Raw genomic sequence first — 5,956 nt, 5'->3', positions numbered from 1 at the left:
AGTTTCAAAAAGCGTAACAGGCTTTTTTTGCCAATAATTAATTGATGATTATGATAGTATGAAACCATCATGATTTTTCCAATCACACAAAGGGATGAATAAAATCATGATAGCAGGCCAGGCCGTTCGGATGGTATTAATCGCCTTGAAAAAACAACATATGCGCCTATGATTCATTTAAGGATTCTGAGGACTCCCTGCCATTGGATAATCCGAAGAGGCACTGCGTTAAACTCTAACCTTAGATTTACAACATCAGAAAATCATTGAGTATTAGTTATTGTTGTCTATCAGGCTTTGGTTTTCTCGTTTATATCGTCGATTATTGATTGGGTCATGACGTTGAGGATCATTTTCAATCCGATATAATCAAATCATAGAAAATCCCGAAATAAAGTAATCTGCAAAGGATTAGAATAATTATGAAATTTGTTAAAGCATATTTTTATCAAATGTTATGTTGTTCTTAGCGTTGGAGCACGGTAATCCGATAAAATTAAAAAAGATGAAATCGCTTTAATGAGGTCTTAAGGAAAGTTAGATAGCTTTAAATAAAACTATCACATTTTATTCCAGTATTGTCTACGATATGTAAGCGGGTTAACCCCATAAACTTTATTGAATTGCCTGTTGAAATTTGACAGGTTATTAAATCCACATTTGAAACAAATTTCAGAGATATTCATAGTGTTTTCAATCAGCAATTTACAGGCTTTATTCAGACGGATCTCTGTAACAAAAGAAGCAAACGTTTTTCTAGTACGCTGCCTGAAGTATCGTGAGAAAGAACTCTCTGTCATATTTACTAGGTTGGCAACGTCGGCAATATATATATCCTCGGGAAAATAATTGATCACAAATTCCATCACTTTGTTCAGCCTGTCGGATTCTAGTTCACTTTGCCCGTTAACTTCATGGCTGGATATGAACCGGTATTCTGCAGATTCCGCAATGTGGTTTAAGATTTCCAGCAGCTTTAACCATCGTTCCAAACCAGATAATTTTAACAGTTCAGGCAATTTTCGGCTCACTCTTTTATTAGTTTCTCCAATAATATCCAGTCCTCTTCTCGATTTATTGAATAATGCTTGAAGTTTTTCCGTCTCTGGGAGTCCAAAAAAATTATCTCCAAACGTGCCTTCTAAAAAGTGAATAACAATTGATTTCGCACGTAATGAAGAGTTCAATTCGTAATACTCGGCATCGTTACGATATAAATGTGGTAAAAACGGACCTAAAAGCACGAGGTCGCCCGGCTTAAAATCGCTGATCCGGTCTCCAATGAAACGCTTCCCCGTACTTTCTGTAACCAGAACAAGCTCATATTCGGGATGAAAGTGCCAGGGTGTGGGATAGTAGTTGTAATCAAAGTATTTTACTACAAACGATTCAGCTGCATCCAGTGGCAAATGTTCAAGAATAGGCTTCATAAAATTGTTTAATTTTATCTTCTAATATATCAAAGTATTTTAAATTAAGACAAAAAAGTATCAGTTTATACCGAAATAAAAGTAGTCAGAAGGAGGTTAGCTGTGTAGTTTTGAAATAAAAATTCCTGTTATGAAACTAAATCCTGAACAAATTAAAAGTTATAATAACGATGGTTACCTGGTTATCAAAAAATTTTGCAGCCCGGCTGAGATCAAAAAGCTATACGATGTAGCTCTGAAGGATGATGCGATGTCAAAAAATGCACTCGATCTGAACGACCAGGCCGGTAAAAAAACCAGGCTTTCACTTTGGTTTAAGCCGGGCAATGATGTTTTTGGTTATCTCACCAGGAGTGAACGGATGGTTAGCTCAGTTGCTCAGCTACTTAATGGAGATGCCCCGGTTTGCCATTTTCACTCCAAGCTGATGCAGAAAGAGCCCAAAATAGGAGGAGCCTGGGAATGGCACCAAGATTACGGATACTGGTATAAGAACCAGTTTATGTTCCCCGATCAGTTAATTAGTGTGATGGTAGCCCTTACACCAGCTAACAAAGAAAATGGATGTCTACAGGTAATAAAAGGTTCCCATAAACTCGGGCGTGTAAATCATGGTTTTGCAGGTGAACAGGTTGGAGCAGATATAGTAATGGTCGAAAATGCTCTTAAAACCATGGATCTGGTATACTGTGAGTTAGAGGCAGGTGACGCACTTATCTTTCACAGTAACTTACTACATAGGTCGGAGGCAAATCTTTCCGATCATCCCCGGTGGTCAATTATTTCCTGCTACTCCTTGCAGTCTAACCTGGCCTATAATGAAACATCTACGTCATGGAAAACGCCCATAGAAGTAGTGCCGGATAGAGCTGTATTAGAGTGGGATGCAGAAAGCTTATCGAATGCAGATTTTTTAAAGAAAGAGAATGATCCAGCTCTAAAAGAAACAGGGTGGGAAAATGATCTTAAAGTATAATAAGCTGCCAGGGGTCTTTGACTCCGTTCCAATATCTGACACAATAACGAGGCCTGATACTTTCGTATCAGGCCTCGTTTCTCAAATAGCCAGCTGGCAAATTTAATAAAGCCGCTTCAATAGACTAAAGACAATAACTTTTTTCAACATCCCGCACTCACCGCCACAGCATACATTGCATCCCCGGAAACAAAAATCTTAAATACATTTCCAGGTTCTTCAACTTGTTTGTTCCAGCTTGGTACAAACTTGAACATATCTTTATCGTCAGGTTCATCAGGTGATTATGTTGTCAACGTTCTAAACTGTAACAACGCCAGTGTAGCTTATGGTTTTGCTATTTCCGGAAATAAGAAAGATGATATAGTAGCATGTTCAGGAAGAGAGCAACCCAAAGCATGTTACATGATTAATATCAGGTTCGAACCGAAAGGTATATTAATAGCAAAGAATGGATATCTGCTGGGCGGCCTGCCATTTTTAGCTTTTGTTGGTTTTATTTTTTTGAGATCTGCTAAGCCCCGGAAAGGCTTATCTGATGTTCAGTCTGCCAGCACCTTCAATTTGGGCAGGGTGTTTTTCGATGCAAAGAACCGAAAGCTCCTAATAAATGGAAATACAATAGAACTGACCGGAACGGAAACCCGTTTATTACTCATTTTCGCATCATCACCAAACGAAACCATTGCGCGAAGCCGACTGCAAAAAGAGATCTGGGAAGATGAAGGTGTTATTGTGGGGCGTAGCCTGGATATGTTCATCTCAAAACTCAGAAAAAAACTGGAATTGATTCAAATATTAACATTGTTGTTGTTCGGGGCAAGGGGTATAAGCTTGAAATAAGTTCTTAAGCAAGATCGATTATACTCTTGGGATAGTCTTACGCGACAAGCATTATTCATTTTCAAGGAGTCTTAGACCCCGTTTCAATATATTCCAAAACAACAAATCCCGACAATTCGTGTCAGGCTTTTTACCTCCCGATTGCTATCGGGGCGAACCGGAACAATTATAAAAGAAAAAGCTCTCAAATATGAGAGCTTTTAATGTACCCAGCGCCGGAATCGAACCGGCACAGTTTCCTATCGGTGTTTGAGACCGACGCGTCTACCAGTTCCGCCAGCTGGGCTTTTGTTTAAACGTTTTACGAAAATTCGCTCCACGTTGCGGGATGCAAACATAAATAAAATTTTAATAACTTAAAGGGTTTAGGCTTTGAATTTGTTCAGACTTTCCCTGATCCGTAAGAGGTATTTCTGACGATACCAGATATCCTTGATCATCAACAAGATATTATCAGCATCCTCCCCTGTTTTGGCATCAAATTCATCCGTAGCAGACTTCAGCTCATCAAACAAGGTCATTTCCATCGCATCAATCTGCCCACTTAGCTCTGCCAATTTCAACTCATCATGATCGAATTCCATTTCCATCAGGGCCTCATTCACATCCATCATATCCATTAAAAAATCCTGAGGCAAAACATATTTATCACCATCAGCAAGCATATTATTCAGGGAGAGAACATATTCAATCCGTTTCAATGGATCAGATAAAATCTGATAAGCCTTATTATTCAAAGTAGACAGCTCCAAAATCTCAGCCTGCTTTTCATCGCTTTCATTCACATAAAAGTCGGGATGATAGCGCTTACTCAGCTCATAGAATTTTTTCTTGACTAAGGCGCTGTCAATCTGAAAACTAAGGGGGAGATCATATAACTCGAAATAATTCACAGCAGGAATAGTTTAAAGGATTTTAAGATTGGATGCAATACTCAAATGACGAATATCGGGTCTCGACATTAAACTCTTCAATAAGATTTGCTAAGTTCCCTCCTATGTAGCGATGACATCCGTGTTCATTTAAAAAAATAGTAATTTTAACACCCATGTCAACTGTCAACTGTCAATTGATCACGTGTTTAATTATATCATTTCCAAATACAAACACCATCAGCGTAACCAAAATCACGAATCCAACCATTTGGGCACGCTCCATAAACTTATCTCCAAGTGGCTTTCCCTTCACCATTTCAATCAGAAGGAAGATTGCATGACCACCATCCAATGCAGGAATAGGCAATAAGTTCATTAAAGCTAGCGCCATAGAAAGTAATCCTACAAGGCTCCAAAACTTAACCCAGTCTACGGTTGCACCAAACATTGTAGCAATACCAATAGGTCCGGTAAAAGCTTTATTCGCCTTAACCTGACCTGAAGCTACCTTGCCCAAACCTTTAGCATTATCCATGAATGAACCCCATGCTTTTGAGGCACCAACAGGCAATGATCCAATTAAACCATAATTTACGGTTTCAATAGGAATGTTGAAATAAGGAGAAATATAGACCCCTACAGTTCCATCTTCAGAAACCTGAGTGGGTAGCTCCATGGGTTGATTATTTCGAATCAGTGCTAGTGCAACTGTTTTATTCTTATTAGCCTGAACCTCTGATTTGAATTCATCATAAAAAGTTATAGCCTTATTATTCACAGCTAAAATGCTATCCCCTTTTTGAAGCCCTGCTTTGGCTGCATTTCCACCCGGAGCAATCTGCACAATTCCAGACATTTTAACCCTGGGTTCTACAAATTGTCCAATTCCCAAATCTGAAACCATTTCCAGAATATCACCAGGAACCTGTATGGTTTTTATTTCAGTACCTCGGGCAACGCTAAGTTCAGTATTCCCAAGTAATACCTTAGAGCTAGTCAGTTCATCGAAACGTACAACAGGCATTCCATTCACTGCGGTAATACGATCACCTGTTTGAAGGCCAATTTCCTTGCCAATAAGCCCAGGACTTATCCCATCAGGTAGCTTATCATTCGGGATAAAGGTTTCTCCATTTTTAAGCGTAAGCATCCAGAAGATAAATATCCCCAGAACAATATTTACTGTAACACCTCCGAGCATGACAATCAGTCGCTGCCAAGCTGGTTTTGAACGGAATTCCCAGGGCTGCGGCGGACCAGCAAGCTGCTCTGAATCCATAGATTCATCGATCATACCTGAGATTTTTACATAACCTCCTAATGGAAGCCAGCCAATACCATATTCGCAACCTTTATAATTAAAGCTGAACAGCTTAAAACCCCATGCATCAAAAAACAAATAGAATTTCTCTACCCTGATTCCAAAAGCACGAGCGGCAAAAAAGTGTCCTGCCTCGTGTAATATGATTAAAATTGATAATCCCAATAACAGCTGACCTGTCATTACTAATCCATCCATACCTGTTCTATATATATTGTTTAAACTCTAATATTTGTTATTTGTTACTAATTCTTGCGCGTAAATACGAGTTACCCTGTCTGTTTCGATATAATCATCCAGTAAAGGATTTGCAATAAACGAAATTTCGCTCATGCATTTTTGAATAACATCACTCATTTGTAAGAATCCTAAACGTTCTTTCAAAAATTCTGCCACAACTACTTCATTCGCAGCATTGATTACACATGGCATATTTCCGCCAGTATTTAAGGCTTCAAAAGCTAGTGCAAGATTTCTAAACGTCTTTTTGTCAGCCTGCTCAAAGCTCAGG

The 5,956-nt window shown here is 38.9% G+C and carries 5 protein-coding genes, 1 tRNA gene and 1 pseudogene; 2 read left to right on the top strand and 5 right to left on the bottom strand.

Annotated elements, in window-relative coordinates; all coding sequences use genetic code 11:
* Nucleotides 1-560: 560 nt before the first annotated feature.
* Entirely contained in the window at nt 561-1,430 is an 870-nt protein-coding gene (locus ACIQZ6_RS11355) for an AraC family transcriptional regulator (RefSeq protein WP_395811175.1), read from the bottom strand.
* 130 nt (nt 1,431-1,560) lie between these two features.
* Between ACIQZ6_RS11355 and ACIQZ6_RS11350 the strand changes: the two genes are divergently transcribed.
* Complete coding sequence (locus ACIQZ6_RS11350) at nt 1,561-2,406, top strand: phytanoyl-CoA dioxygenase family protein (RefSeq protein WP_395811173.1); 846 nt, start codon at nt 1,561-1,563, stop codon at nt 2,404-2,406.
* A gap of 249 nt (nt 2,407-2,655) precedes the next feature.
* Complete coding sequence (locus ACIQZ6_RS11345; protein WP_395811171.1) at nt 2,656-3,249, top strand: winged helix-turn-helix domain-containing protein; 594 nt, start codon at nt 2,656-2,658, stop codon at nt 3,247-3,249.
* 206 nt (nt 3,250-3,455) lie between these two features.
* Here ACIQZ6_RS11345 and ACIQZ6_RS11340 read toward each other — a convergent pair.
* The 4 genes and pseudogenes from ACIQZ6_RS11340 to ACIQZ6_RS11325 all read right to left on the bottom strand — a co-directional run.
* A tRNA-Leu gene (locus ACIQZ6_RS11340) sits at nt 3,456-3,535 on the bottom strand.
* A gap of 79 nt (nt 3,536-3,614) precedes the next feature.
* Nucleotides 3,615-4,142, bottom strand: coding sequence for a Fe-S protein assembly co-chaperone HscB (gene hscB, locus ACIQZ6_RS11335; protein ID WP_395811169.1), 528 nt, complete (start codon nt 4,140-4,142; stop codon nt 3,615-3,617).
* 172 nt (nt 4,143-4,314) lie between these two features.
* Nucleotides 4,315-5,643 (bottom strand): RIP metalloprotease RseP, encoded by a 1,329-nt coding sequence (gene rseP / locus ACIQZ6_RS11330; RefSeq protein ID WP_395811167.1) that lies wholly within the window; start codon nt 5,641-5,643, stop codon nt 4,315-4,317.
* A gap of 27 nt (nt 5,644-5,670) precedes the next feature.
* A pseudogene (locus ACIQZ6_RS11325) lies at nt 5,671-5,956 on the bottom strand (1-deoxy-D-xylulose-5-phosphate reductoisomerase); the annotation flags it as partial.

It is taken from the genome of Daejeonella sp., from assembly GCF_044348475.1.
GTDB lineage: Bacteria > Bacteroidota > Bacteroidia > Sphingobacteriales > Sphingobacteriaceae > Daejeonella.
This window is presented reverse-complemented; position numbering and strand designations above follow the sequence as displayed.

Excerpts from the sequence above, each read along its gene's own strand:
- ACIQZ6_RS11355 (WP_395811175.1), bottom strand. The coding sequence starts at position 1,430 with ATGAAGCCTATTCTTGAACATTTGCCACTGGATGCAGCTGAATCGTTT.
- ACIQZ6_RS11350 (WP_395811173.1), top strand. The coding sequence starts at position 1,561 with ATGAAACTAAATCCTGAACAAATTAAAAGTTATAATAACGATGGTTAC.
- rseP (WP_395811167.1), bottom strand. The coding sequence starts at position 5,643 with ATGGATGGATTAGTAATGACAGGTCAGCTGTTATTGGGATTATCAATT.